Source organism: Alteromonas infernus (assembly GCF_902705815.1).
This window is the reverse complement of record NZ_CACSIG010000056.1, coordinates 84452-109014: the sequence shown is the minus strand read 5'-3', so window position 1 is coordinate 109014 and position 24563 is coordinate 84452. Positions and strand designations below refer to the sequence as shown.

The following is a 24563-nucleotide window of genomic DNA, read 5'->3' as shown; positions in this document are numbered from 1 at the left end:
CTCTATTAGGCCTAAAGCGATCTTCCTACGTTGTGCTTACGACTTAGGAAAAGACAAGGTTACTTTAAGCCCACCGCGCTCAGCCGGTTCAGCAATAATCCTTCCATGATGCAACTCCACGGCTGCTTTTGCAATGGATAAACCTAAGCCCACGCCCCCGGACTCCCGCTCTCTGGCAAGCGTTGCTCGATAAAAGGGAGAAAAGATGCGTTCACACTCTTCATGGGAGAGCCCTTCACCATCATCAGCAATATGAATACACCAGTGCTCTGAATCCTCGCTAAACGAGATACGGGTAACAAGCGCGCTATGACGAATTGCGTTGCGCAATACATTTTCTATTGCACGACAAAACATCATACTATCGATAACCACTGTCTTTTGAGGTATGTCATCAATTTGAAGCTGCTTGTTTTTATTTGCCGCCTCAAAATTCGCGTCGGTAAACACATCGTTTAGTACAAGCGACAGCATTTGCTTTTGCATAGATGCTTCACCAGCTTCAGCTTTACTCAAGGTGAGAAGTTGACTCACTAACGCTTCCATCCGATCGGCTTCTCGCTCTACACGCGCTAAGGTTTCAGGATCTACGTTTTGCTGATGCGCAAGTCCTAATGCCATTTGTAAGCGGGCAAGCGGTGAGCGTAGTTCATGAGAGACATCGGCCAATAGGCGTTTTTGGGCGCCCCACATGGACTCTAGCTGTTCTGCCATCTTGTTAAAGTCCCGCGAAAGCTGCCCTAGCTCGTCCTGACGCTTAGCCGCTCGGCCTACTCGCGCCTGCCAGTCACCGCTCGCTATGCGTTTCGCTGAGCTTTGTATACGCAGTATGGGGTTAGTCAGTGATTTCGCAAACAACCAGCTCAATAATATGGTGGTAATCAAGGCGATGGTTAGGAACAGTAAAATCGGTGGAGTTTGCTTTTCAGGCATTTCCAGTCTCACTGAAAAAAGCGCAAATCGGGAGCCGTCTCGCTCGAAGAAAACCGGCCCCAAAATTTTAAATGCTCCCCGCTTCACCGCTATGGGTGACGTTTGTGTGACTAATCGAAGTAAATCTTCTTTGTCCTCGTTACGAAGCGGTGGGCCACCACCAGAAATAACGCGGTTATCACTAATATCGATAGCCACCATTCGCCCTCTCCCTCCCCGAGAATGGCGGTCAAGCGCTCCGCGTAATGGTGCACCCTGGTAACGGTTATCTTGTATGCGCTCCACCACTTGATTGAGAGCAGCCACTTCACGTGGTTTTATCGGTACAATTTCAAGATCTTCAAAGAAAAGGCGGCTGCCCCAAATAGCCAGCAAGGCGGTGACAATAAACGTAGCCCAAAACCATAAAAACAATCGGCCCATGATGGCCCGCGTTGGGCTTACGCTGCGTAGCAGTTTTACCATTAATGGCTTCCAACAATTAACATATACCCGACACCGCGAATGGTTTTAATTTTTTCATCAACCGCCACGGCCCCTATTTTTTTGCGCAGGTTACTCACGTGCATATCAATACTTCTGTCAAAGGCTTGAAGCGGTTTGCCAAGTATTTTTAGGCTGATTTCTTCTTTTGTGACACGCTGTGCTGCATTAAGCATCAGCAAGCGCAGTATTAAAAATTCAGTGGTGGTAAGGGTAAGTTCTACATCATCTACTTTGGCAAGCTGACTACTGGGGCTTAGTAAAATTCCATTTACAAACAAGTCTTGCTCAACGGCCCCGCCGTTTGATGACAAATTATGACGACGAACGATCGCTTTAATTCGAGCTACTAGCTCGCGATGATTAAAAGGTTTAGGCAAATAATCATCGGCGCCCATCTCAAGACCTAAAATTCGGTCGTAGTCGTCGCCTCTCGCGGTAAGCATAAGCACCGGCGTACTGTGGCTTGAACGAAGTTTTTTCAAAACGTCAAATCCATCCATTTTAGGCATCATCACATCAAGCAATATCAGGTCATAATGACGCCCAGACACCGCTTCAGATAACCCCTCTTCGCCATTGTTACGCACTTGTACCTGATAACCCATACCCGATAAGTAAGTAGCGAGCATTTCTGTTAGTTCTAGGTCATCATCAATAACAAGGATAGACTGCAAGTGAAAATCTGAACTCATGGTATTAAACTCTTTAACTGCTAGATTCATGAAAATGCCTGTAAATTGGATAGAATTCAACCTACGCTTATGGTGTGCCTCGCCTCAAGCCGACAACAGCACTGACAAATCGCGTACTATATCTTTTCAGACCTTTACAATCACAAATCGGCGGTGCCTTTACATAAGCTTTACACTGCATTGACTGCTTTTTTAGTCGAGCACGCTACGATTAGCTTGTCCGAAAAAAGGAGACGACAATGAAAAAGTTATTAATTGCTAGTGTAACGGTAGCAGCGATTGGCTTAGGTGGCCTTGCATTGGCGCATCCGTTAGGACCTGGTATGCGTCACCACGAACCGGTTAAAGAAATGGTTAAACATTTTCGCGACCTGAGCTTGAGCGACACGCAACGCGAAGAGTTAAAAACACTTGTAAGCGCATTTAAAGACGCTAACCCTCGACCTAAATTTGGCGATATTGAAAAGCCTAGCTTTGATTTTGATACCGCCACTGAAGCCCAACTCAGCGCTTTTATTCAAGCTCAGTTTGAAGAGCGTGAAGCTACCCATTTCGCTTTTGCTCAACTGCGTCACGACATCTACAACGTGCTGAATGAAGAGCAACAGGCAACTCTCTTAGCTCGAGACGCTAATAGAGAATTAGATATACAAAAACATCGTGACGCTTTCGTAAAACAAGAAGCTCGCTTTGCCAAACGAATGGATGGTGAGGGTAAAGGTCCTAAACGCAAGCCAAGGGAGTTTTTGTTTGAAGGCATTGAATTAAGCGACGAACAAATAGCGAGCTTTGCAGAACTTCGCGAGTCATTCAAAGATACATCGAAAACGAATGGAGAGACGCTACGCAATTTTAAAGACGCCCAGCGCGATTTGATTCGCAGCCAGTCTTTTTCTCAAAACGCTTGGGACGCGCTTATCGCTCAATACAAAGACGACCTTGTAAGTGCTAAGGTTGAGAAAGCCAAACAGCGCCAAGCCATGTTTCAAGTGCTAACGCAAGAACAGCAAGCTACATTAAAGGCGCAACGAGAAAATGAACGTGAGCTACGGGATATGTTTAAATAAGCACTTACTGTTGAACCGTTACCCACCCTAAAAAGTGCTGGCCTAGGCCAGCCTTTTTTATATTCAACTAAACTTAATTACACGTTCAGTAGAACTCTATTTACCTGCAATGGCATTTTAAAAATTTGGCTTTACCGGCTTGTAATCAGGCGATAAAAATAATGGCGATGTTATTACCAAATCTGCTGTGGCTGGCGTGCAGGCTACTGGTACATTCCATACTGAACACAGCCGCAGCAGCGCTTTTACGTCGGGGTCGTGGGGCGCTGGGTTTAACGGGTCCCAAAAAAAGAAAAGTGCATCTAGTTTATTCTCAGCAATTAATGCCCCAATTTGTTGATCGCCGCCAAGCGGGCCGCTTTTATAGCGTGTAACCTCTAGCCCAGTTTCGCTGGCAATCAGGCCTCCGGTGGTGCCTGTTCCCACTAAGTTGCACTGTTCAAGTATGGCAATATGCGGCTTAACCCATGCAAGTAGTTCTGGTTTTTTATGGTCGTGAGCGACAAGCGCCAAAGGTAAGTTTGCTCATTTTAATTTCCGCTATTATTCCCAACAAATTATACGTAGCCCACGAGCTTCTGCCTGTGAATACCGTCTACTCATGGTCTTACACTCCCAGTGTACCGTACTTTATCACTATCACCTGTAAACTCTGAAATAAGATATAAATATTCAATTCTATTGCTCACATTGTCAACTTACTGTCACAACTATAACTCTATTATAAAGTGCATTTTTTGAGACAAATAAGCCGCCGCAACAAGATAAAATATTTATACATCTTTATTGCATAAACATTCAAATTAGTTACACTAGTCCACGGTTAAGGCATCCAACCCCATTTTTTGGGTTGTAACATGATAGGAATTGATGATGACACAACCAACTCGTGTTGATGGTTTTACCACTAACAGCATTATAGAGTTTACCTCTCCCCTGGCTGGCTACACCTTGCATAGCACACGACGATGCGTGTGTACTTCTATGCTTATTCGGTAGCACACTTTTTACCTTTGTAATGTGGTCGCGGTTAGGCAAGGATTTACGGCTAACCAGTTTACAAAGGTAAAAAGTGATTTTTTTCTCCTTTTATTGAATTTATAAATTATGTATAGCGTTTCAATTATCGGTGCCAGTGGTTACACAGGGGCACAACTTGTTCAGTTAGTATTACAGCACCCTAAGCTTGAGTTAGCGGGTACTTACGTATCTGAAAACAGTAACGATGCGAACAAAAGCATTGCAGAACTGCATGGCAACCTTGCGCATGTAAATGCCACACTGACGCCTATTTCAGATACCGCGCTTAGTGAAATGGCAAATGGCGTAGACTTTATTTTTCTTGCTACCCCTCATGAGGCAAGCCACGATTGGATGCCAATCTTGTCATCAGGCAAAGCAAAAGTATTGGATTTATCAGGTGCCTTTAGAATTAAAGACACCGCGGTTTTTGAGCAGTTTTACGGTTTCCCGCACACGCAGACACAAAGCTTAGCGCAGGCGGTTTACGGTCTTGCCGAGTGGCACGAAGCGCAAATAGCAAGCGCCGACGTTATCGCAGTGCCGGGCTGTTATCCCACCGCCAGCCTTAGCGCGCTAAAACCACTTGCGCACAACGGCTTATTAGATGAGAGCGTACGCCCTGTAATTAACGCGGTTTCCGGCGTATCGGGTGCAGGTAGGAAAGCCAGTTTAACCACCAGCTTTTTTGAGGTCAGTCTTCAGGCCTATGGCGTGTTAGGCCATCGCCATACGCCTGAAATTGAAGCCTATTTAGGTACGCCTGTTATCTTCACGCCGCACCTTGGTAATTTCAAAAGAGGAATTCTGGCAACGGTAACCGTGAAAGTTAAAGCTGGTACCACCAGCGCACAACTTGAGAAAGCGTACACTGACGCCTATGCTGATAAACCCATTGTGCGTTTGCGCAAGAGTTTCCCAAAAATTGATGACGTTGCTCACACTCCCTTTGTCGATCTTCACTGGAAGTTGGATGAAGCATCTGGGTATGCAGTTGTTACCGCTGCCATTGACAACGTAATGAAAGGTGCAGCTTCACAAGCGATTCAGTGCCTTAACATAATGACGAAACAACCTATAGAAACAGGGTTAGTACTATGAGTGTTTCACCTATTGTAATTAAAGTTGGCGGCGCATTGCTTGATGATGCCGCGGCAATGACGCGCTTATTTCTAAGCGTAAAAGATGTGCAGGCCACTCGCCCAGTGGTAGTGGTTCACGGTGGCGGGCCTTTAGTGGAAACACTAATGGCAAGCCTTGGCCTTAAAAGCACCAAAATTGATGGCCTTCGGGTTACCCCCGATGAGCATATGCCCTATATTTGCGGTGCACTGGCCGGTTCTGCTAACAAGCAGTTATGCGCCGCCGCACTCGCCTCGGGTTTAACACCTGTCGGCTTGTCCTTACTTGACGGCAACATGGTGGTATGTGAACCACTTGCTGATCAATATGGCGCGGTGGGTGTGCCAAGTACCGCAGATGCGGCGTTTCTTAAGAGTGTTTTAGCCCAATCGACCTTGCCAATTATTAGCTCCATAGGCTCTAGCCCTCAAGGCAGACTACTTAACGTAAACGCAGACCAAGCGGCTACGGTTATCGCCGAACTGCTCAACGCCGAGCTTTTACTGCTTTCAAATGTTGATGGCGTACTTGACGGCAACAAAGCACTTATCAGTGCGTTAAATGCTAATAGTATTGCTCAATACGCCAGTGAAGGCGTAATCACCGATGGTATGAAAGTAAAAGTTGACGCTGCGCTTGCCTCTGCAGAGAGCCTAAGCCGCCCTGTTTATATCGCAAGTTGGGCGGCAGATATCACCGATATACTAAATAAAACAACAGGTACACAAATAGTACCTACAACCCTTGCCGCTGAAAACGGCAATGCCGGAGAAATATAATGAAACAGGACCTACTCACCTTTGCAGATTGGACACCAGAAGCAATGCAAAAATTGCTGCAATTGGCAGTAGAAATTAAACAAGCCCCAGCCAGCTACAGCAATGTGCTTGCGGGCAAGTCGATTGTTGCCCTGTTTGAAAAACCGTCGTTGCGAACTCGCGTAAGTTTCGATATCGGCATTAACAAGCTTGGCGGTCATATGGTGTACTTAGATGCTCAGTCGGGCAAATTAGCCGGACGCGAAGATGCAGTAGATACCGCCGCTAATCTTGCATGCTGGGCAGACGCTATCGTGGCTCGCGTGTTTTCTCACGAAACGCTAGAAACCTTTTCTAAGGCAGCCAAAGTGCCGGTAGTTAATGCACTGTGCGATAAATATCATCCCTGCCAAGGCTTGGCTGATTACCTCACTATGTTTGAACGCTTCGGTAAAACCGAAGGCTTGACTATGGCTTACGTGGGCGACGGTAACAATGTAACTCACTCGCTATTAATTGTGGGTGCGCTACTTGGTTGTAATCAAGTGGTAGTGACGCCAGAAGGTCACCAAGCCAGCCCTGAAATTGTGGCGCAAGCTAAGGCTATTGCCGAGAAAACCGGCGTAACTATCGAAGAGAGTACAGAGCTTAGTGCTGCAAACGGCGCAGATGTTATCTATGCTGATACGTGGCTTTCAATGGGCGACGATACGCCACTTGACGTTATCAAAGAAAAATTCATGCCTTATCAGGTCAATGAAGCGCTGATGGAGGCCACGGGTGCAAGCTACGTCATGCACTGCCAGCCTGCCCATCGCGATTTAGAAATCACAGGTTCGTTAATTGACAGCGACAAGTCGCTATTAATGCAACAAGCCGAAAATAGAATGCATGGCCAAAACGCCATCCTTACTCAATTACTTAACGCTTAAAAAGACGCCTAAAAAGACGCTTAAAAGGATTACTTAGATGCAAAACGTTAAAAAAATCGTGCTGGCCTATTCAGGCGGGCTTGATACATCAGCCATCATTCCATGGCTAAAAGAAAACTACGGCTGTGAAGTTGTCGCATTTGCGGCAGATGTGGGCCAGGGTGATGAAGAGCTTGAAGGTCTTCACGAAAAAGCGATTGCCTCTGGCGCAAGCGAGTGCCACATTGTTGATTTAAAAGAAGAGTTCGTTAGCGAATATATCTTCCCTACTATCACGACAGGTGCGGTTTACGAAGGCGAATACTTACTAGGTACGTCAATGGCCCGCCCAGTTATCGCTAAAGCGCAAGTTGAGATTGCGCGTAAAGTCGGTGCTGATGCGCTCTGCCACGGTTGTACGGGTAAGGGTAACGACCAAGTTCGTTTCGAAAGCACCTTTGCAGCCCTTGCGCCAGATCTAACCGTTATCGCGCCTTGGCGTGAATGGGATATGGTAAGCCGTGAAGACTTACTTGCCTACCTAGCTGAGCGCAACATTGCCACCACAGCGTCGGCCACTAAAATTTACAGCCGCGATGCAAACGCATGGCACATCTCACACGAAGGTGGCGAGCTTGAAGACCCATGGCAAGAGCCTACCAAGCAAGTGTGGACCATGACGGTAGACCCTGAAGATGCGCCAGATACGCCTGAGCGTGTAACCCTGTCGTTTGACGAAGGTAAGCTTACTCATGTTGATGGCGAAGCGCTGTCTCCGTATCAAGCACTAGTTAAGCTGAACACAGTGGCTGCAGCCCACGGTGTTGGCCGTATCGACATTGTTGAAAACCGTCTTGTGGGTATGAAATCTCGTGGCTGTTATGAAACGCCAGGAGGCACAGTACTGCTAAAAGCTTACAAAGCCCTTGAAACCATGGTGCTTGATAAAGCTGCCCTTAAATACCGTGAACAAATTGGCCTTGAGTTTTCACACGTCATGTACGATGGCCGCTGGTTTACTGCCCTTAACGATGCACTATTAGCTGGCGCAGCATCTTTTGCGAAGAAAGTTACAGGCGATATCGTGGTTAAGCTTTACAAAGGGCAAGCTACGGTGACGCAGCGCCGTTCGCCTAACAGCCTTTACTCTGAAGACTTCGCCACTTTCGGTGCCGATGATGTATACGACCAGAAACACGCAGAAGGCTTTATTCGCCTATTCAGCCTCTCAAGTCGTATCGAAGCACTGAAAAACCAAGGTTAATCGCCTACCGCGCGCATTCGCGCGCGGGTAGCGAACGCAATAAACAGCATTTAAGGAGCATCACATGGCGTTGTGGGGTGGCCGGTTTGAATCCGGTGCAAGTAGTATGTTTAAACAGGTTAACGACTCGTTGCCGTTCGACCAAGTCATGGCAAGCCAAGACATTCAAGGCTCGATCAGCTGGTCACGTGCTTTGCAAAAAGCAGGTGTACTTACCGCTGATGAACAAGCGCAGCTAGAAGGCGCGCTTAGTGAACTAAAAGCGCAAGCAGATGCCGGTGAATTAGACTTTAACGCCTCTAGCGAAGAAGACATTCACAGCTTTGTTGAAGCCGCGCTTATCGAGAAGCTTGGCGATATTGGCCGCAAGCTTCACACAGGCCGTAGCCGTAACGACCAGGTCGCCACCGACTTCCGTTTGTGGGTACGTGAACATATTGCTTCACTTCGCGCTGATGTATTAGGTGTTATTAAATCACTTCTTAATGCCGCAAGCCGTCATCAAGAAGCGATTATTCCAGGTTACACCCACTTGCAGCGTGCTCAGCCCATTCACTTTGCACACTGGTGCTTAGCGTATGTGGAGATGCTAAAGCGTGATTTAAGCCGTTTAGACGACTTAAAAGTACGCATGAACCAGTGCCCTTTAGGCTCTGGTGCACTCGCAGGCACTACCTTTCCGGTAGACCGTCACGCCATTGCAGAAGAGTTGGGGTTTGACTCTCCTTGCTTAAACAGCTTGGATGCGGTGTCCGACAGAGACTTTGTACTTGAACTGCTGTTTGTTGCTAGTACCAGCATGATGCACTTATCCCGTCTTGCCGAAGACATGATCTTCTATAATTCAGGCGAAGCAGGCTTCCTGCAGCTAGGTGACAGCGTGACCTCAGGCTCGTCACTGATGCCGCAAAAGAAAAACCCAGATGCCCTTGAACTTATGCGCGGCAAATGCGGGCGCGTATTTGGCGCCCTACAAGCACTGCTTGTAACCATGAAGGGCCTTCCTCTTGCATACAATAAAGACATGCAGGAAGACAAAGAAGGTGCTATCGATACGGTTAATCAGTGGCACATTTGTTTGTGTATTGCCAGTGAAGTACTCGATTCACTTCAGCTTAACGAAGAACGCTGTCGTGTAGCCGCGGCTCAAGGTTTTTCTAATGCTACTGAATTGGCCGACTACTTAGTAGGTAAAGGCGTGCCCTTTAGAACAGGCCACGACATAGCTGGGCGCGTAGTGCTTCAGGCCATCGACAAAGGCTGCGCTATTGAAGATTTACCGCTTAGCGACCTGCAAGCTATTAGCGATAAAATTGAAGACGACGTTTACCCAGTATTGCAGCTAGAGTACGGCGTGAACCAACGCAATATTCTAGGGGGCACCAGTAAAGAAACCGTGACGAAAGCTCTGTATCAAGAGCTGGAAAATTTAGACAAGCAAGGGTAGTTAAGGAACACTAGGATGGTATTAGCGCATCATGACGGCATCAAACTGTTTCGCAGTTCACTGCCATACATTAATGCTCATCAGGGAAAAACCTTTGTCTTGATGTTCGGTGGCGAAGCCATCGAACACCCTAATTTTCCGAATATTATTCACGACATCGCTCTGTTAAATAGCTTGGGCGTACGCGTGGTGGTGGTGCATGGTGCAAGGCCGCAAATTGACCAACGTGTTGCCCTTCGCAACATTGAGGGTAGATTTGAAAGCGGCGTGCGCATTACCGATAAGCAAACGCTAGAGTGCGTAAAAGATGCCGCTGGCTCGGTACGCTCTCAGGTAGAAGCTCTGCTTACTATGGGCTTGCCGAACTCGCCTATGCACGGTTCTCAAATTCGCGTCTGCTCGGGTAACTTGGTGGTTGCCAAACCTATGGGTGTGCGCGGTGGTGTGGATTTTGAAAACACGGGATTAGTTCGCCGTATCGATACGACGGGAATTAGCGATCACCTTAACGATGGCTCGATTGTGCTGTTATCCCCCATGGGCTACTCATCAACGGGTGAAGTGTTTAACTTATCCCATGAAGATGTCGCCACACAGGCAGCCATTGCGCTAAAAGCTGACAAGCTTATTGTGTTCTCGAACTATGATGGCGTATATAACCGTGAAGGCCGTTTATTACGTACTATTGAGCGCCCACAGCTAGAGCAGCTCATGATGGCAGGCGATATCACCACAGAAGATACGGTGCTTAGCGCGCTTACCACCAGCGTAGCGGCAGGCGTTCCCCGCGCCCACTGTATTAGCTATGAAAAAGATGGCGCGTTACTTCAAGAACTGTTCACCCGAGACGGCACTGGCTCACTAGTGATGGAGCACCACTACGAGCAGCTACGCGCGGCCACTATTGAAGATGTGGGCGGTATTTTAAAGCTTATCAAGCCACTGGAAGAAAGTGGTGTGCTAGTAAAGCGCTCTCGTGAACGATTAGAGAATGAAATTAATCAGTTCATTGTAATAGTGCGTGACGGTATGATCATCGCCTGTGCGGCGTTGTACCTTTATCCCGAAGACGGCTGTGCGGAGTTAGCTTGCGTGGCAACGCACCAAGATTATCGCGGTAAAAACCGCGGCGAGCGTATCTTAGATGAAGTACGTGCGCGTGCCAAAGAAGCGGATATACATAGTATCTTCGTGTTAACTACGGTGACCGCTCACTGGTTCTTGGAGCAGGGTTTTGAGCCTGCCGATATTGGCGCTTTACCCGCCGTAAAAAAAGAACTGTATAACTTCCAACGCAATTCTAAGGTATTCACCTTATCGGTGTAGATAAGCATGAGAACGCTTTCATATTATTAAGGAAAGCGTTGCTCCTTTCTCCCATTAGAGAATACGAATTACACTTAATAGCTTTAAAGCTACCACTAATCCAAGTATAACGTTATATTGATACGCGGTATCCTCGCGATAACCATTTGATTCTAGTATTGAACATATTTTTACGTCCGTGGTTTGCTAGTGATTGCTAAAATAACAAAAATAATTAAAAACTATCTCTTACTGAATGACGATAATTTAAAAACCACAGACGCGAATATCTGGCGGCTTAGTGTACTTCGCACTATCTTGTTGATTGGCGTGATACTTACTTCTGCCATCGTTATACATTCATCCTATACAGCCTATGTACAAGAACTTTACTATGTCATGTACCTCACTCTGGGCTTTAGTGCTTTTCTCTTCGCTACGCTTGCCATCGGCTTAAAACACATAAAACTCGCCTCCGCTTGTTTAGTGTTAGCGGTGGTAGGGGCCTCGCTATGTATTTTATTTTTCACTCTCGACCTTATGTCAGCAAGGTATGGTCTGTTACTGCTATTTACACTGCCTATTATTGTTAGGGTGTTGTATGGCGTGAAAGCATCTATTGCCAGTATGTTATTGAACTTTATTCCTTTTTACCTGTTACTCAATAACACCCAGCTTTCGCCATTATTCGGTATCGACATTACATTGCCAGATACCCATACTTACCTTGCCTCGTTAATCTTTTTGTTCTTTAACTTTTGCATTCCCATGGCTGTGTTACGCGTTATGTCTTCACTTGAAAGGCAAGCTGAACATAACTTGCTACAAAGTAAAAAGCTCAACAAGTTAGTTAGCCGTTATCAAGAAATTTTTAATAACGGCGGAACGCCGTCATTTTTTTGCGATGACAAAGGGCGAATTTTGCAAGCGAACAAAGCGGCACGGGCACTTTTGAAAAGGCACAATCCTGATGGTGAATACATTCAAGATCTCTTCGCCCTTTCGTTACCCATAACTCGCGGAGTCAATCAGCTTGCCTCTATCTGCAATGCTCCCGAACGAGAATTCAAGCTACAGCCAGCCAGTTTAGAGCATCACAAAAAGCAGCTGATCCACTGCCACGATTTATCTGCGTCAAAAAAGAATATGCGTGAATTCGATGCATTCAAAAAGCAGCAGTTTGAAAAGCTCTACGTCAATGAACTCACTGGATTAAAAAACCACCACTTCTGGAAAAAGACAGAATCGAGTGAGAGCATTTTAAATCGCCATATTGTGCTATTGAAATTAGCCAATTTGCGAGAGGTCAATCTGCAGTATGGTTATAGTCAGGGTGATCAACTCCTGTTGCGTGCTGCGGCGCTACTCCAAAGTGAATTGCCGACCGATGTTAGTATCTACCAATTCCCTGGGGCGAAGTTTCTATTTACGCTAAACACTAAACACCTTGCTCAAAAAACTATCGAGGAATATTTAGCGCGTAAGTTACCCTCAAGCATGATGATAGATTCAGCCAGCGCAAAAGTGGAACACCCCTTATCATGGCGCGTCGGTCATTATCACGCAACTAGAGAGATTAACGTTGATGCTGCGGCAGAATGCTGCGCTATCGCCTTAAGCCAAAGCAGTGAACTTTCACCAATTGTATCGTTCAGTGTCAACACGGTAAAAACCATTAGGGAAAACACCCAGCAGAAAGACACCGTAAAAATGTTGCTCGATAACGGCTGTCTCGCCTTGTACCTTCAGCCACAGGTCGACATTAACGGTAACATTGTCGGTTATGAAATACTTGCGCGGTTAAAAGAGCCAAAAACAGGAACCGTGCTACAACCTTATCAGTTTCTTCCTCTGGTGGAACAAAATAAATGGGAAGTGCTTTTTACTCAGAAAATTATCGATGGCACGCTTGAACTTATCAAGTCGTGGCCGGCAGGCTTGCCCCCTGTTCCGTTAGCCATTAATTTGTCTGGGCCTGAATTGCTCAGCGATCTTTTCTATGAAAAGCTATTGCGTCGCTATTCTGAAACCCCTGAACTCGGTAAGCGATTAAAATTAGAGCTTACGGAGACGTCAGTACTGGCCAGCCACAATGAAACCAAGCGTCGCTTAACGTCTTTGTCGAACGTAGGGGCCACCATCATTATTGACGACTTTGGTACTGGTCACGCGTCGCTATCGCAACTAATTGATATGTCAGCAAGTATTATAAAGGTGGACCGAGAGTTCGTGGAACGGGTAGAAACCTCTGAGCGACACCGAAAAATCGTTAAGATGACGTTAGACCTAGCTAAGAGTTTAGAAATGCAGACAATCGCAGAGGGGGTAGAAACACGCGCCCAATTGTCAGTACTAAAAGACATGGGGTTTAAACATTTTCAAGGTTACCTCTTCGGTAAACCAGCCCCCATCGAGCACTGGATAAGTGCATCAAAAGCGCAGGCTTAACTAAGTTTCCAAAGATCTAGCTAAACCTAATATGCGTTTATCACAAATTGAAATAAATCTTTTCATTGCAAACTCTGCTGAAGAACGCTTTACTGGTATGACCAGGTAGAAGTTAAAGAGTAAGGTACACCTAGTGAGCACCGCAAAGCCTAACGACATTACGGTAACGTGCAAGGACAGCATGCGTTTAAGCGCAACGCTTTTCACTCCCAAACAGCCTGCGAAGGCAGCGATTATGATTGGTCCTGCAACAGGCATTAAACGTCAATTCTACAGCGCGTTTGCCACTTATTTATGTGAGCAAGGGTTTGGCGTTATCACGTTCGATAACCGAGGCATTGGCGGGTCGGTAAAGGGCAGTGTTAAACAAAGTGATGCCTCGCTAGTAACCTGGGGTGAACAAGATATGCCGGCGGTGCTGGAGACACTAAAGATTCATTTCCCTAATGTGCCTTATTTTCTTGTTGGTCACAGTGCAGGCGGTCAACTGCTGGGTTTGATGCATAACGTACACGACCTCACTGCTTTTTGTAATTTTGGCAGTTCATCAGGTAGCTTACGAAACATGCGTAAAAGCTATTTGCTTAAAGCCCATTTCTTCATGAATTTCTATATCCCTGTGAGTAATTTACTGTTCGGCCATACGAAATCTCAGTGGGTAGGCATGGGAGAGCCACTGCCTAAAAAAGTGGCGCGCCAATGGCAAAAATGGTGTAACGGTACAGGCTACGTTAAAACAGGGTTTGGCAGTGATGTTAACCAGCACCACTACGACACCATTCAAATGCCTTCAAAGTGGCTACTCGCCAATGACGACGACATTGCTAATACTCACAACGTCCACGATATGATTAGCGTTTTCCCCAATATGGAAGCGGAAGTGGAGGAACTCGACCCTCATGCCAACAACGTAAAAGAAATAGGCCACATGAAGTTTTTCTCACGGAAATGTCAGCACTTATGGCCCAAGGTCACCGATTACATAAGACAGTATCTTTAATCCCCACGTAGGTTCTTATGCTTCACACTTTGTATATCATTCCTGTGTCAGCAGGCACCACTCTTTTTACAGAAGGCCTCGAACAATCACACAGCGAGTATTAACCGGTTTTCTCGTGAGCGCATAACCCAGTACTACTCTCGTGCTCACCACCTAATTATCACGGGTTAATTCCCCAGTTTTCATCTATAGTTATTTTTATCCTGCGCTTAAGTAGATAAAGCGTTAGCCGAGATAAATAAAAGCGTTATAAACGAACCCTGCATAACGGCGTTATCTTATGCATATTGTAAGTAGTGTGGTAATGAAGAACGATACTCGACAAAAAATTTTAGAGGCTGCTTCGGCTTTGTTTTTAAAGGGCGGCACCAATGCGTTAAGCGTGCGTGCGCGTGCAATTTCAGAAGGTGCCGGTATGTCTACCATAGGCATTTACAGCCATTTTAAAGGTAAGCAAGGCATTTTAGATGCGTTATATATCGAAGGCGTTGAGCTAGTCGAAAAAGAAATGAAAGCTGCAGATGGCAATACTGCGGCCGAAAAAGTGATTAATGTGTGCGAGCGTATTCTAAATTTTTCTGAATCGCATACCGCACACTATCACCTGATATTTGCTTCTGAGCTGAAGGGTTACACCCCTTCTGATAAAGCAATAGAAACCGGTAAAAACGTCTTTACAACGCTTGCAACGCTTACTGCTACCCTTGCCAAAAAAGACCTATCCGTCGAAGAAAAGCAGGACATAGCAATGCAGATTTGGGCATTAAATCACGGCTATATCACGCTTAACCAGCATGAAATTAGTAATCGAATAACTTGGAACAATTGGAAAGACCGTGCGCTTCAAGCTATTCGCCTGCACGTTTACGCTCTAGTTGCGACCCAGTAACAAAACGGGGGTCAGAGTATTTTTTCAGTAATTAACTCTGACCCCATTTACTCTATCTGCTGGCTACCGCCTTTCTTACACGGGCGCCGTAGTCTTTATCGGCTAAGTCGTATTGCACGAACATAGCTTCTTGCACGTCCTGTGTAGCTTGGCTTAGACCATCAGCGATATTGTTTACCAACTGCTGTTTCTGATCTTCACTCATAATGCGGTACAAATCGCCTGCCTGAGAGTAGTTATCTTCATCACGATTATCATAAATATCTAACCATGCATCTTGCTCTAGCGGCATTGGTGGCTCTTGTACTTCCGGCATTTCGGCTGGCTCACCAACTCGCGCACGGTTATTTGGATAGAAGTTTGCTCCACTTCCCGCAAGTGCTGGATTAACGCCTGCAAACGCACCGTCACGCTGATAATTGTGTACTGGGCAGCGTGGAGCGTTTACCGGTATTTGGTTGTAATTTGCACCAATGCGGTACCTGTGCGCATCTTGATATCCAATTAGTCGCGCTTGTAGCATCCTGTCTGGCGACGCGCCAATACCCGGTACCAAATTGCTCGGCGCAAACGCTGCTTGCTCTGTTTCTGCAAAATAATTTTCCACATTGCGATTTAACTCCAGTTGCCCCACTTCAATCAACGGGAAGTCGCTGTGTGACCATACCTTTGTTAAGTCAAACGGGTTAATACGGTAATTACGCGCTTCTTCTTCCGTCATAATTTGAACGTTTACAGTCCAAGATGGAAAGTCACCGTTATCGATACTTTCAACAAGGTCTTGCTGCGCACCGTAAGCAGGCATTCTCGCTGCTTCTTCGTTCGTGAGCGTTTTGATACCTTGGTTAGTTTCAAAGTGCCACTTCACCCAATAGCGCTCACCGGCTTTATTCCATAAACTCAATGTATGAGAGCTGTAGCCGTTCACGTGGCGATAAGACAGCGGAATACCACGATCTGACATCAAAATTGTTGATTGGTGTAATGACTGCGGATTGTTCGCCCAAAACTCATATACCGCCTGCGGATCTGGTAAGTTAGTTCGCGGGTTCTTTTTCTGGCTGTGTATAAAATCAGGGAACTTAATGCCATCTCGCAAGAAAAACACTGGCGTATTATTACCCACCATATCCCAGTTACCCTGCTCAGTATAAAACTTCACAGAAAAACCACGGGGGTCGCGAGCGTAGTCGCTTGAATCTTGACCACCACCTACTGTAGAGAAACGTAGAAAGACGTTAGTTTGCTGTCCTTCTTGCTGAAGAAAGTCGGCAATGGTGTAATCGGATAAACTCTTAGTAAGCGTAAAAGTACCATACGCTGCACTACCTCTAGCGTGAACTACGCGTTCAGGAATGCGCTCGCGGTTAAAGTGCGCAAGCTTCTCGAATAAATAGTGGTTGTCGAAAGTAACAGGGCCACGAGCTCCGGTGGTGCGACTTTGGTTGTCATTAGCAACGGGCGCACCATTGCTAGACGTTAGCGTGGTAGGGTTTATAGCTGTACCTGAAAATGGACACTTACTCATGCGAATTCCTTCTAGTTCGGTTTTGCCTGTTAAGAAGCAAATTTATGACGACAACGCTTCAACAAGGCATTACATAAGGTGAACTCTGAAACATTCTTCTAATCACCTTTTTCGTTTAGAAAGATAATGAGCGATTCCATTAAACTATTAAAGTAAACTAAATAGATAATGCTAATCGCGATTTTGAATTAGCAAAATTAATGAGCCGTGTCACTTCTTATCCCTTTTGAAAAAGGAAACTATTGAAGACCTTCACAATAAACTCGTTATCTTCGTTTTTTACGCGAAGTGCTGGGCACATTACTTTTATGCAATAAAAGTCTACTGCCGCCTTTAAACCGTAATTATTCAAAATTCATCAATTCACTATTTGCTATGTCCAAACTACTTATCTACATTACAGGCGCACTGATGCTGCTAATTGTGGCGATAGCCTCGTGGAATACGTTTAAAACGTTAATGGATATAAGCGAGAGAAATAGCGAGCTGACATTTATGGGCAGTTCAGGGTGGCGCTGGCATGATGAGTCACAGCGTATTCAGATTAAACGAGTGAAAAATCAACTGCCGGCTTTACGAAAGGTATCTGAAAACGGCGATTACGCCTCGCTCGTCACCATTACACAAAGCGGTAGCTATCGTGGCTTTGTTTTTTTTAGATACCGATTGTGAGGACGGCGCTATTGTAACCGAGCGAGTGCCCTATGACGGCACAGAGCAAGCCAAGCTAGAAGTACTTCATTGCCTTCACGGTAAGTTGGTGTACATAGAAACGTGGCCTTCAGCACCAAAGATAAATTGGCAAGGGCGTATTGGAGATTTTCAATTTCAAGAAGCGTTAAGCAATTGGGACTTCATGCCTTTGCAAAAAGCTTACTTAAAAAGCGTGGCAGAACTCATTTAAAAGCAATGGGGTCAGAGTAACGACCCTGCCCCCAACTACTTATGGTGCTTAAGCTTTTGCGAGTGCGTCGTCAATATCTTGCGCGTTGTGACGATTTTCTAGTTGCCCATCATCGCCCCATGTTTTATTTACAATGCGACCCCGTTTAACGCCTTCGCGCTGTTCTAACTGCTTCGCCCAGCGCATAAGGTTCGAGTATTCGTGCACTTGAAGGAAAGTAGCTGCGTCGTATAAATTTCCTAACACCAAGTTCCCATACCACGGCCAAATTGCCATATCTGCGATGCTGTACTCACTCCCCGCCATAAACTCATTTTTCGCAAGGTGCTTATCAAGTACGTCTAGTTGACGCTTAGTTTCCATGGTGAAACGGTTTATGGGATATTCCATTGGGTAGGGTGCATAGCTATAAAAGTGACCAAACCCGCCACCAAGGTAAGGCGCTGAGCCTACCTGCCAAAATAGCCAGTTAAAACACTCTGCTTTTGCGTGTGGGTCCTGTGGAATGAACTTACCGAATTTTTCGGCCAGATAAACTAAGATAGAACCTGATTCAAAAAGTTTGGTCTCTGGTGATGTGGTCCTATCAACCATTGCAGGAATTTTGCTATTAGGGTTAACATCAACAAAGCCCGACGAAAATTGATCTCCCTCACCTATATTGATTAACCACGCATCGTATTGTGCTTCGCTAACGCCGGCAGCTAAAAGCTCTTCGAGCATAATAGTAACTTTCTGGCCGTTTGGTGTGGCAAGTGAATAAAGCTGCAGTCCATGCTCGCCTATTTGGCGCGCTTCTTCGTGCGTTGCTCCAGACACTGGACGATTGATACTCGCCCATTTATTGCCGTCTCCTTCGGCCTGTGTCCAAACTTCAGGTGGCGTGTAATTACTTTCTGTCGACATAGCAATTCCTTCTCATTGTTTATTTATTTCGTAAATCATATCTACGGTAATACTTGGCTATAAAGAACAACTTTTAAAGGCTTATGGCGCATAGCAGTCGATTAATAAACAGCAATATAAGTTTACTAACATAAAAAAACCGCACGTTGCATTAATACAACGTGCGGTTTTTTTGAATAAAAGGCGAGCAGTCCTTTGCCCGCAAACTGGTACTATTCGATAGCAACGGTGGTGGTGTCGCCAGCAACCACCGTGGTCGTGTCAATTGTCTGTAAAAAGAAACCGTCTTCTTCGTCTTCATCTGTTTCCGGTTCGTCAATCGACGCGGTGCATGAAAAGCTCAGTGAATATTCACCCTGAGGAATGAAGCCTGCAGTAAAACTAAATGTTTCATCCGCTTCGTCATAAGTAACCGGCACAACTGTGAAAGGGCGTAATTCAGTGTCGTCTACCTCGGCATCTGCGTCATCGCCCAACGTTTCAAGAATATTTTGCTCACCTTGATAGACATACACTGCGTTACCAACAAACATATCGCTTTTAACAGCGCACTTCTCATCCATTACGAGGGCGCTGTCTACGGTTCCGCTTAGCGTGCCTACATCGTCGTTTAATACTAAGCGTACGCCTCGCGGCTTGAGCATGATAACTTCTTGCCCTACTGGATCGACCAAGCTCTTTCTTAAATCAAACTCAACAGTATAGGCAGCGTCAAAGTTTGGCTGCGCGGTAAACCCATCGAGTTTAAGCTCACCACTTGGAACGCGAATAGGGTAAGTGCCCTCATTAGTCACGATGTAGGACTCTTCGGTAACACTTAGGCGCAATTGACTATAGTCACCTACTGGAATTTCAGTATCTTCAACAATAATCTCAAACTGCTCGCCCGGTAAGGTCAATAAATCTATGCTTCGCGAATCGCCGTTTTCATCTTCTACAGAAAACGTAATAGGTGATTCATTGCCAATTAATTCTACTTCATCGAAATACACCACTACTTCACTTGCGTTATCTACAGGAGCGTCGGAAACCGACAGGGAAAAGGTACTTGTGGTAGGTGTGGGTTCACTCTCAACATTGTCATCTGAACCACCACAAGCGCTAAGCGTGGCTAGTGCAGTCATGATCAAAGATGTAGTAAACGAGCGCTTTGCAATCCGAGAATATAATGAATTTGGGTTGTTTTTCGTTTTTTTCATTTATGACACCTGCGTTTCTATTTTTGTATTAACCCCAAAATAATCAAGGATTATGCCACAACAAAATAAACCATATAAAACAAAAGATTACCCGACAAAGGGATGAGTAAGAAGGCCGCAGAGGCGTGAAACGTTGCGCATAAGCAACACCTTTTTACACAGATAAAAAAAAGCAGGCTCAGCCTGCTTTCTAAAACTTACGTGAAATTTTAAATACTCACGCGCTTATACGGGCGATATTCCGCTTTCCAGAAATTGCGCTCTATGCTGTCGCGTAGTGCGTCGTCTGACATTTCCAAGGCAAGCCCCTGCTCCATCGCCACCTTTCCCACTTCAAAAGCAATCTCACGGCTTATTTGGGCAATTGCAGCTAGCGGGGGTAGCAGCGACCCCAACCCTGTGTTGACTAATGGCGACGCCGCTGCAAGTGCGTTACTTGCAGCCATTAGCATTTCATCACTTATTAACTTCGCTTTTGACGCGACAACCCCAAGGCCAATGCCTGGGAAAATATAGGAGTTGTTACATTGCGCAATTGGAATAACTTTGCCGTTGTACTCAACAGGTTTAAACGGGCTACCTGTTGCGATAATAACCTCGCCTTCTGTCCACTCGATAACCTGCTCAGGTCGCGCTTCTACTTGTCGAGATGGGTTACTCAGCGGGAAGATAATAGGTAATTCGCAACCTTGCTTCATGGCGCGAATAACTTGTTCGGTGAACAAACCAGGCTGTCCTGAAACACCAATGAGAACATCTGGTTGCGCACAGTGCATAACATCAAGTAACGATGCGTAATCACCACTGAATGTCCACTCAGCTAAATCGGCTTGCTTCTGCTGAAGCTTTTGTTGAAAGTCGCGCAAGCCTTCCATGCCTTCGGTTACCAAGCCAAAGCGGTCTATCATAAAGACTTGCTTACGCGCTTGTTCATCACTTAGACCTTCAAAGACCATTTGCTGTATAAGCATCTCGGCAATGCCACAGCCCGCTGAACCCGCGCCCACAAACACAACTTTCATGTCGCTAAGCTTCTGCTGCTTAGTTTTACAGGCCGCTAAAATGGTACCAAGCGTTACCGCAGCGGTACCTTGAATATCGTCGTTAAAGCAACACACTTCATTGCGATAGCGATTAAGCAAAGGCATAGCGTTTGGCTGTGCGAAGTCTTCAAACTGGACCATGACATCAGGCCAGCGGCGCTTAACCGCCTTGATAAACATATCTACGAATTCATCGTATTCCTCCTGACCAATGCGCGGATGGCGGGCCCCCATGTACATAGGGTCGTTCAAGAGCTTTTCGTTGTTAGTACCCACATCAAGCATTACCGGTAAGGTATATGCTGGGCTAATACCCCCACAAGCGGTGTACAATGAAAGCTTACCAATAGGAATACCCATACCGCCAATACCTTGGTCACCTAGACCCAAAATACGCTCACCGTCGGTAACAACAATCACCTTCACTTTGCGTTTAGTCGCATTTCGTACAATGTCGTCTAGCTGATGACGCTCTTCATAAGATACAAAGAGACCGCGTGAACTGCGGTATATATCAGAAAACTGCTCACAGGCATCTCCCACCGTCGGTGTATAGATGATAGGCATCATCTCATCGATATGTTTTTGAATGAGGCGGTAAAACAGCGTTTCGTTGTTGTCTTGAATGGCGCGCAAATAAATGTGCTTATTAAGCGCTTCATCAAAGCTGCTATATTGCATGTAAGCGCGTTCCACCTGCTCTTCTATGGTTTCATATCGAGGTGGAACTAACCCTGTTAGGTTGAACGCAGCCCGCTCGCGAGCGTTAAAGGCACTGCCTTTATTAAGTAGGGGGGTTTCCAGCAATGAAGGGCCGGCGTGAGGAATATAAAGATATCGCTGTGAATCTTCTGACATTGGATTTCCGATAATGTGTTCAGGCAAAATACATCGCCTAAGCCCGAAGCGGCACGCCTAAAACGTGCCTGCTTATAATTAGAATATTTCTTCTGGCTCTGGCGCAGTCGCTTTATCCTGCGTGGCAGGGTCCAGCACCTCGTCATCGCGAACATAGGTAGTTGGTTCTGTGCCTTGCAGGAAATATTCAAATAGTGTCGTATGGTCTGTACGTCGGGTCAACTTCCCACTGGTACGATCAATGCGAACCCGCACAATATCTTCTGGCACGGGCATAGGCGTATGAGGTTTATCTTTTAACGCCTTTTGCATAAACCTAATCCACGCCGGTCCCGCCGCCTTAGCGCCGTCTTCCGTGCCAATAAGTGCATTGCCTATCCAGTTAAATTTTTCTGGATTTTTGTTTATAAGGTTTTGGTTTCGCGTGGCGCGACCCAACTGCCGACCCATATTGTCAAAGCCCACCCAAGCCGTAGCAACGAGATCTTTGTGGAATCCACTAAACCAGGTATCTCGAGAGTCGTTTGTAGTACCCGTTTTACCGGCAATGTCAGTTCGCTGAAGTATATTTCGTGCTCGCCAGCCTGTGCCCAACCAATAGGTTTTCTTACTCCAATTGCCATTAGCCCGAACGGCGGTACGCATCATTTCCGCCACTAAGAAGGCGTTTTGCGCAGTGATAACTTGAGGGGCGATCACTTTCTGTGCATCTTCTTCGCCACCGGCGTCGCCAAGTATAATGTCTTGATTTAGTTCCGCGGCAAGCAAGGCTTCAATGTCAGCCTCGTCATCTTCTGGCAATATTTCAGCCTCGCTTTGACTTTCACAACGATTACACGCCCACACGGGGTTCGCTTTCCAAAGCTCATCGCCGTTTTCATCCAACACTTTACTGATGAAATGGGGATTGACTAAGTAACCGCCGTTAGCGATAACCGACATGCCTCTTACCACTTCAAGCGGTGTATGAGAACTCGACCCCAAAGATACCGTTTCATCTAGTGGAATATCATCTTTATTAAAGCCAAAACGGGTTAAGTAGTCGGCGGTTTCTCTCAACCCCACACCGCGCAACAGTCTAACCGACACCACGTTTTTAGACTTACCAAGCGCCTTACGCATTCTTATTGGCCCGTCGTACTCAGCGGGAGAGTTTTGCGGGCGCCAAGCAACGCCTGTCGCAGCATTCCACTGATTAATCGGGGCATCGTTAATAATGGACGCTAAGGTATAGCCGCTATTGATGGCAGCAGAATACACAAACGGCTTGATATTCGAACCCACTTGACGTCTAGCCTGGGTAGCGCGGTTGAACTGACTTTGATAAAAGCTATAACCGCCTACTACCGCTTCAACTGCACCGTTTTCTGGATTAAGCGCGATAAATGCGCCGCTGACTTCGGGAATTTGCGAAATACGCCACTGTGCTTCTTGCTGTCTAATATAAATAACAGCCCCTTCTTGGGCCACATCTGAAGCGGTTTTAGGGTCGCTGCCCTGCCTAAAGTCTGTGATGTAGCGGCGCGCCCAATCCAGCCCGTCCCAAGCTATTGTGCGAGTTTCACCATCTACAGACAGTACATCTATAGATTGCTCGTCTACCTTGGTCACAACAGACGGCATCAGAGGCTTGATGTGAGGCACCTCTTCTAGTACTCGAATAATAGACGTATTGTCCCAGTCATCTCTTGAGGTTTTATTGCTTATGTCGAAGCTCAATGACAGTTCAGGGATTTTTTCATCTTTACTCTCGGACTTAGGGATATTCCATAAGTAACCAAGAGGGCCTTTATAACCATGACGCTCGTCGTAGTCGTGTAAGTTTCGCACAACAGCCCGTTGTGCGGCGAGCTGAAGCTCAGACGTTGCAGTCGCAAACACCTGATACCCACCGGTTTCTGCCTCTTCCTTCCCGTAAATTTCAACCATTTCGTTGTAAATGGTGTCGGCGAGATAAGGTGCATCTACCTCAATTTCGGCACCATGCTTCTTAGCGGTAACAGGCGCACTCGCTGCTTCATCAAATTGTGCTTTAGTAATGTATTCTTCATCTAGCATACGCAGCAATACTACGCGGCGGCGTTCCACTGACCGCTCGGGCCCACTAATGGGGTTGAGGACAGAAGGGGCTTTAGGAAGACCGGCGATAGTAGCTATTTGCGCCAAAGAAAGCTCGTTGAGCGGCTTTCCGTAATACACCTGAGCCGCAGCACCAAAGCCAAACGCTCTGTGGCCTAATTCAATTTTGTTAAGATAGAGTTCGAGAATATCTTGTTTAGAAAGCTCCTGCTCCATGTGTAAAGCAATAAAGATTTCTTTTATCTTTCTGATATATGTTTTTTCACGAGTAAGAAAGAAGCCTCGCGCTAGCTGCATGGTCAAGGTACTTGCGCCCTGACGCTTTTCGCCAGTTAGTACTAAGCTTACCGCAGCCCGCATAATGCCAATGGGGTCAATACCATAGTGTTCAAAGAAGCGACTGTCTTCGGTAGCAAGTATGGCGTCAATTAATTCTTGAGGTACTTCCTCAAGTTTTACCGGGATCCGCCGTTTAACTCCATACTGAGAAATAAGTTTTCCGTCTTTGGTGTATATTTGCATTGGTGTTTGCAGTCGTACATCCTTAAGTACAGTAACACTTGGTAGGTCAGGTTTGATATAAAAGTAAATACCTACCAGTGCTGCAACACCAATAAGGCCTGATAGGAAGCTAAATAATATAAGTGGTTTGATGTACTTCACTGTAACGGATACCAAGACATTTTGTTGAAATGACGTATATT

The 24563-nt window shown here is 46.1% G+C and carries 20 protein-coding genes; 12 read left to right on the top strand and 8 right to left on the bottom strand.

Annotated features, from left to right (window positions below):
- Positions 1-36: 36 nt before the first annotated feature.
- Positions 37-1398 carry an ATP-binding protein gene (locus ACX5J7_RS14365; RefSeq protein ID WP_012517041.1) on the bottom strand — a complete coding sequence of 454 codons (1362 nt, stop codon included), beginning with the start codon at positions 1396-1398 and terminating at the stop codon, positions 37-39.
- A complete protein-coding gene (locus ACX5J7_RS14360; protein ID WP_498707364.1) occupies positions 1398-2141 on the bottom strand; it encodes a response regulator in 744 nt (247 codons plus the stop codon). The genes ACX5J7_RS14365 and ACX5J7_RS14360 overlap by 1 nt, the downstream gene beginning before the upstream one ends.
- A 209-nt stretch (positions 2142-2350) precedes the next feature.
- On the opposite strand from ACX5J7_RS14360, the gene ACX5J7_RS14355 reads away from it, so the two are divergent.
- The gene (locus ACX5J7_RS14355; RefSeq protein WP_498707363.1) at positions 2351-3178 is read left to right on the top strand and encodes a Spy/CpxP family protein refolding chaperone; all 828 of its coding nucleotides are present in this window, start codon (positions 2351-2353) and stop codon (positions 3176-3178) included.
- Between the two features lie 117 nt (positions 3179-3295).
- On the opposite strand, the gene ACX5J7_RS14350 is transcribed toward ACX5J7_RS14355, so the two are convergent.
- A complete protein-coding gene (locus tag ACX5J7_RS14350; protein ID WP_498707362.1) occupies positions 3296-3691 on the bottom strand; it encodes a methylglyoxal synthase in 396 nt (131 codons plus the stop codon).
- A 594-nt stretch (positions 3692-4285) separates the two neighbouring features.
- Here ACX5J7_RS14350 and argC point away from each other — a divergent pair.
- From argC to ACX5J7_RS14305, 9 genes are all read left to right on the top strand, one after another.
- On the top strand, positions 4286-5299 hold the full coding sequence (gene argC, locus ACX5J7_RS14345) for an N-acetyl-gamma-glutamyl-phosphate reductase (RefSeq protein ID WP_012517037.1): 1014 nt from the start codon (positions 4286-4288) through the stop codon (positions 5297-5299).
- Complete coding sequence (gene argB / locus ACX5J7_RS14340; protein ID WP_012517036.1) at positions 5296-6099, top strand: acetylglutamate kinase; 804 nt, start codon at positions 5296-5298, stop codon at positions 6097-6099. The genes argC and argB overlap by 4 nt, the downstream gene beginning before the upstream one ends.
- A complete protein-coding gene (locus ACX5J7_RS14335; RefSeq protein ID WP_498707361.1) occupies positions 6099-7010 on the top strand; it encodes an ornithine carbamoyltransferase in 912 nt (303 codons plus the stop codon). Before argB ends, ACX5J7_RS14335 begins: the two co-directional genes overlap by 1 nt.
- 37 nt (positions 7011-7047) lie before the next feature.
- Positions 7048-8253, top strand: coding sequence for an argininosuccinate synthase (locus tag ACX5J7_RS14330; protein ID WP_012517034.1), 1206 nt, complete (start codon positions 7048-7050; stop codon positions 8251-8253).
- Positions 8254-8317: 64 nt separating this feature from the next.
- Positions 8318-9700 (top strand): argininosuccinate lyase, encoded by a 1383-nt coding sequence (gene argH, locus ACX5J7_RS14325; protein ID WP_012517033.1) that lies wholly within the window; start codon positions 8318-8320, stop codon positions 9698-9700.
- Positions 9701-9715: 15 nt separating this feature from the next.
- The gene (gene argA, locus ACX5J7_RS14320) at positions 9716-11026 is read left to right on the top strand and encodes an amino-acid N-acetyltransferase (protein WP_012517032.1); all 1311 of its coding nucleotides are present in this window, start codon (positions 9716-9718) and stop codon (positions 11024-11026) included.
- Between the two features lie 189 nt (positions 11027-11215).
- On the top strand, positions 11216-13453 hold the full coding sequence (locus ACX5J7_RS14315; RefSeq protein WP_474372767.1) for an EAL domain-containing protein: 2238 nt from the start codon (positions 11216-11218) through the stop codon (positions 13451-13453).
- Positions 13454-13586: 133 nt separating this feature from the next.
- Positions 13587-14453: an alpha/beta hydrolase family protein gene (locus tag ACX5J7_RS14310; RefSeq protein WP_474115858.1), complete on the top strand. Its 867-nt coding sequence runs from the start codon at positions 13587-13589 to the stop codon at positions 14451-14453.
- A gap of 304 nt (positions 14454-14757) precedes the next feature.
- A complete protein-coding gene (locus ACX5J7_RS14305) occupies positions 14758-15342 on the top strand; it encodes a TetR/AcrR family transcriptional regulator (RefSeq protein WP_498707388.1) in 585 nt (194 codons plus the stop codon).
- A gap of 52 nt (positions 15343-15394) precedes the next feature.
- Here ACX5J7_RS14305 and ACX5J7_RS14300 read toward each other — a convergent pair whose 3' ends face one another.
- A complete protein-coding gene (locus ACX5J7_RS14300; protein ID WP_498707360.1) occupies positions 15395-16870 on the bottom strand; it encodes a catalase in 1476 nt (491 codons plus the stop codon).
- 411 nt (positions 16871-17281) lie between these two features.
- Between ACX5J7_RS14300 and ACX5J7_RS14295 the strand changes: the two genes are divergently transcribed.
- Complete coding sequence (locus ACX5J7_RS14295; protein ID WP_498707359.1) at positions 17282-17542, top strand: hypothetical protein; 261 nt, start codon at positions 17282-17284, stop codon at positions 17540-17542.
- Positions 17511-17774, top strand: coding sequence for a hypothetical protein (locus ACX5J7_RS14290; protein WP_498707358.1), 264 nt, complete (start codon positions 17511-17513; stop codon positions 17772-17774). Before ACX5J7_RS14295 ends, ACX5J7_RS14290 begins: the two co-directional genes overlap by 32 nt.
- A 48-nt stretch (positions 17775-17822) precedes the next feature.
- On the opposite strand, the gene yghU is transcribed toward ACX5J7_RS14290, so the two are convergent.
- From yghU to ACX5J7_RS14270, 4 genes are all read right to left on the bottom strand, one after another.
- Positions 17823-18680, bottom strand: coding sequence for a glutathione-dependent disulfide-bond oxidoreductase (gene yghU, locus ACX5J7_RS14285; protein ID WP_012517026.1), 858 nt, complete (start codon positions 18678-18680; stop codon positions 17823-17825).
- A 212-nt stretch (positions 18681-18892) separates the two neighbouring features.
- Positions 18893-19879 (bottom strand): DUF4382 domain-containing protein, encoded by a 987-nt coding sequence (locus tag ACX5J7_RS14280; protein WP_474372275.1) that lies wholly within the window; start codon positions 19877-19879, stop codon positions 18893-18895.
- Between the two features lie 209 nt (positions 19880-20088).
- Positions 20089-21780, bottom strand: coding sequence for an NAD-dependent malic enzyme (locus ACX5J7_RS14275; protein ID WP_474372274.1), 1692 nt, complete (start codon positions 21778-21780; stop codon positions 20089-20091).
- Between the two features lie 78 nt (positions 21781-21858).
- Positions 21859-24522, bottom strand: coding sequence for a penicillin-binding protein 1A (locus tag ACX5J7_RS14270; protein ID WP_474372273.1), 2664 nt, complete (start codon positions 24520-24522; stop codon positions 21859-21861).
- Between the last annotated feature and the right edge of the window lie 41 nt (positions 24523-24563).